The sequence below is a fragment of the uncultured Nisaea sp. genome (genome assembly GCF_963974195.1).
GTDB lineage: Bacteria > Pseudomonadota > Alphaproteobacteria > Thalassobaculales > Thalassobaculaceae > Nisaea.
In genome coordinates this window covers 1-3789 of record NZ_CAXBDC010000188.1, presented here as the reverse complement: position 1 = coordinate 3789, position 3789 = coordinate 1, and the positions used below count along the sequence as shown (strand labels likewise).

Sequence of the window (3789 nt, the reverse complement as noted above, 5' to 3'; positions counted from 1 at the left end):
AGCGGGGCGTTCACGGGTACGTCTTCGAGCAGGCATGAGTGCAACTCATATTCTAGGAGAGCCCCCGTTGACTCAATCCGACTACGAATTCACCAGCGAATCCGTCTCCGAAGGTCATCCGGACAAAGTTTGTGACCGGATTTCCGACACGGTTGTTGATATGTTCCTCGCCGCCGACCCGATGAGCCGGGTCGCCTGCGAAACTCTGGCGACGACCGACAAGGTCATTCTCGCCGGGGAAGTGCGCGGACCCGCATCCGTGACCAAGGATGCAATCATCGAGTCCGCCCGCGAAGCGATCAAGGACATCGGCTACGACCAGGAAGGCTTCAGCTGGAAAACCGCGGACATCGAGGTTCTCCTGCACGAGCAGTCGACCGACATTGCCGTCGGTGTCGATGCGGCCGGCAACAAGGATGAGGGCGCGGGCGACCAGGGCATCATGTTCGGTTACGCCTGCCGCGAAACCGAGGCGCTGATGCCGGCGCCGATCCACTTCTCGCACCAGATCCTGAAATCCATGGCGGAAGCCCGGAAATCCGGCGCGGACAAGGGCTTTGGTCCTGACTCCAAAAGCCAGGTGACCCTGCAATATGCCAATGGCAAGCCGGTCCGGGCGACTTCGGTTGTGGTGTCGACCCAGCATGACGAGAACCTGGAGCAGGACGAGATCCGCGAGATGGTGCGCCGTCATGTGGAAAAGGTTCTGCCCGAGGGCTGGATGTGCCCGGAAGAGCAGTTTTACGTGAACCCGACCGGCCGGTTCGTGATCGGTGGTCCGGTCGGCGATGCCGGTCTGACGGGCCGCAAGATCATCGTTGATACCTATGGCGGTGCCGCGCCGCACGGTGGCGGTGCCTTCTCCGGTAAGGATCCGACCAAGGTGGACCGTTCGGCGGCCTATGCCGCCCGCTGGGTGGCAAAGAATGTCGTGGCGGCTGGTCTTGCCGATAAATGCACCATTCAGGTGTCCTACGCGATCGGCGTCTCGCACCCGCTGTCTGTTTACTTCGACACCTACGGGACCGGCCGGGTGGATGAAGCCAAGCTTTCCGCCGTTGTGCGGGAGCTGGTCGATCTGTCGCCCCGTGGTATCCGCGAGCAGCTGGCGCTCAGCAACCCGATCTATCGCCCGACCTCGGCCTATGGCCATTTCGGACGTGAGGACGGCGGCAAGGGGTACTTCACCTGGGAACAGCTTGACCTGGTGAACGACCTCAAGAGCGCGTTCGCCTGAGGCCTCTGAGAAACGGGACTGAGCCGTGCCCACGGGCAAGGAAAATCCAGAAAACATCGTACAGCGTGACCGCGTCTTCTATGGCAGAAGGCGCGGTCGCCGCTTGCGCGCGGGTATGGAGACGCTGCTCGAGGAGCGGCTTCCGGAGCTTGCCGTAACGCTGCCCGCGGAGCCTGGCGCCGCGCTGGACCCGGCATCGCTGTTTCCGGACAGCACCAAAGAGGTCTGGCTGGAGATCGGTTTCGGCGGTGGTGAGCATCTGGCGGCCCAGGCGGCGGCCAACCCGGATGTCGGGTTCATCGGCTCCGAGCCTTTCATGAACGGTGTGGCCAGCCTGATCCGGCATTGCGAGGACCAGGCGCTTTCCAATGTACGGGTCTACCCTGACGATGTCCGTGATCTGCTGCCCTTGCTGCCGGATGGCTCGCTGACCCGGATTGCCGTGCTTTTCGCTGATCCGTGGCCGAAGAAACGCCACCATTCCCGCCGTATCATCCAGCATGAAAGCATTGCCGAATTTCACCGGCTGATTGCGCCCGGTGGAGAGCTGCGGCTGGCAACCGACGACATACGCTACTTGCGGTGGATGCTTGCCCGGGCAACCGCGCATCGTGGTTTCCGCTGGCAGGCCCAGGGTCCGTCGGACTGGCGGGTGAGGCCGGAGGACTGGCCGGAGACCCGATACGAGGCCAAGGCAAGAGAGCAGGGCCGCCGTCCGGCGTTCCTTCGCTTCGACCGTCTCTAGCCGTCTGATTGAGCGAATCTTCTTGAAGCGCACGCGCATTCGGCTATAGTGCGTCTTCCATTACAAGACCCAATCGGTAAAGCTGATAGGGTGGGCCAACGGCCCACTTTTTTTTTGTGCTTTCCTTGGGTGGTTTCCGGCTCGGGCCGGGGCGAAGTGTTAGAGGATACGGGTGACGCAGCAACTGAATGAGAAGATCGCCGCGATGATCGGCCCATCCATTGAATCGATGGGCTACGATCTGGTGCGGGTGATGTTCACCGGTGGAAAGAAGGCGGTTCTGCAGATCATGGCAGAGCGCTCCGACCGGGCCCAGATGACGGTTGAGGATTGCGCAAGCATCAGCCGTGCGGTCTCTCTCATCGTCGATGTCGAGGATCCGATTTCCGGGGAGTATAATCTGGAAGTCAGCTCTCCCGGTATCGACCGGCCGCTGGTACGCCCGGAGGATTATGACCGGTTCGCCGGCTTCGAAGCGAAGATCGAGCTTGAGGTCGCGGTGAATGGGCAAAAACGGTTCCGGGGCGAAGTGCGCGGTGCCGAGAATGGTGATACCGTCGTGATTGATAAGGGTGGGGAGCGCTTGAGCTTTCCGTTCGCGTCGATCCGGGCGGCAAAATTGGTTTTGACCGATGAGTTGATCGCCGCTGTCGAGCGCGGCGAGATCTAGACATCGGTTTAGGCAAAAAACAGAACATAACGGCAAGAAGACGCGATCCATGGAAACGGCAACCCAACCCAAGCTTGAACTGATTCAAGTCGCCGATGTTGTAGCGCGCGAAAAAGGTATTGAGCGCGACGAGGTGCTTGAGGCGATGGAGCAGGCGATCCAGAAAGCCGGTCGCTCCAAATATGGCCATGATCACGACATTCGGGCGAATATCGACCGTCAGACCGGCGCCATCGAGCTGATGCGCGTGACCGAGGTTGTCGACGAGGTCGAGGACGAGGTCACGCAGATCCCGCTTGCCGCTGCGCAGAAGCGGAACCCGGAGCTGAAGGTTGGCGATCTGATCGTCGATCCGCTGCCGCCGATCGATTTTGGCCGCATCGCCGCGCAGACCGCCAAGCAGGTGATCGTGCAGAAGGTCCGCGAGGCCGAACGCACCCGTCAGTTCGCCGAGTTCAAGGATCGGGTTGGCGAGGTCGTCAACGGTATCGTCAAGCGGGTCGAATTCGGCAATGTCACTATCGATCTCGGCCGGGCCGAGGCGGTGCTGCGCCGTGACGAGCTGCTGCCGCGCGAAAGCTTCCGCAACGGTGACCGCGTGCGGGCCTACATCTATGATGTTCGCGAGGAACAGCGCGGCCCGCAGATCTTCCTGTCGCGCACCCATCCGCAGTTCATGGCCAACCTGTTCAAGCAGGAAGTGCCGGAAATCTATGACGGCATCATCGAGATCAAGTCGGTCGCCCGTGATCCGGGCAGCCGCGCGAAGATCGCTGTGATCTCCTACGATGGCAGCATCGATCCGGTCGGCGCCTGCGTCGGCATGCGCGGCTCGCGCGTGCAGGCCGTGGTCGGCGAGCTGCAGGGCGAGAAAATCGACATTATTCCGTGGTCCGAAGACCCGGCGACCTTCGTGGTCAACGGTCTGGCCCCGGCTGAAGTCAGCAAGGTTGTTCTCGACGAAGAACAGCGCCGCATTGAAGTGGTGGTGCCGGACGACCAGCTCAGCCTGGCCATCGGCCGCCGCGGCCAGAACGTGCGTCTCGCCTCGATCCTGACCGGCTGGGATATCGACATCCTGACCGAGGCCGAGGAATCCGAGCGCCGCCAGGAAGAGTTCAAGACCCGGTCGCGGAC

Annotated in this window: 4 protein-coding genes; all 4 read left to right on the top strand. The window is 61.8% G+C overall.

What is annotated here, in order from left to right; all coding sequences use genetic code 11:
• The first annotated feature begins 67 nt into the window (after positions 1-67).
• Positions 68-1237: a methionine adenosyltransferase gene (gene metK, locus AAC126_RS21960; protein ID WP_339857539.1), complete on the top strand. Its 1170-nt coding sequence runs from the start codon at positions 68-70 to the stop codon at positions 1235-1237.
• Positions 1238-1262: 25 nt separating this feature from the next.
• Positions 1263-1982 carry a tRNA (guanosine(46)-N7)-methyltransferase TrmB gene (gene trmB / locus AAC126_RS21955; protein ID WP_339857536.1) on the top strand — a complete coding sequence of 240 codons (720 nt, stop codon included), beginning with the start codon at positions 1263-1265 and terminating at the stop codon, positions 1980-1982.
• Positions 1983-2154: 172 nt separating this feature from the next.
• Positions 2155-2652, top strand: coding sequence for a ribosome maturation factor RimP (rimP, locus tag AAC126_RS21950; RefSeq protein WP_339857533.1), 498 nt, complete (start codon positions 2155-2157; stop codon positions 2650-2652).
• 49 nt (positions 2653-2701) lie between these two features.
• Positions 2702-3789 (top strand): transcription termination factor NusA (gene nusA / locus AAC126_RS21945; RefSeq protein WP_339857531.1); only part of this gene is annotated, 1088 nt, incomplete at its 3' end.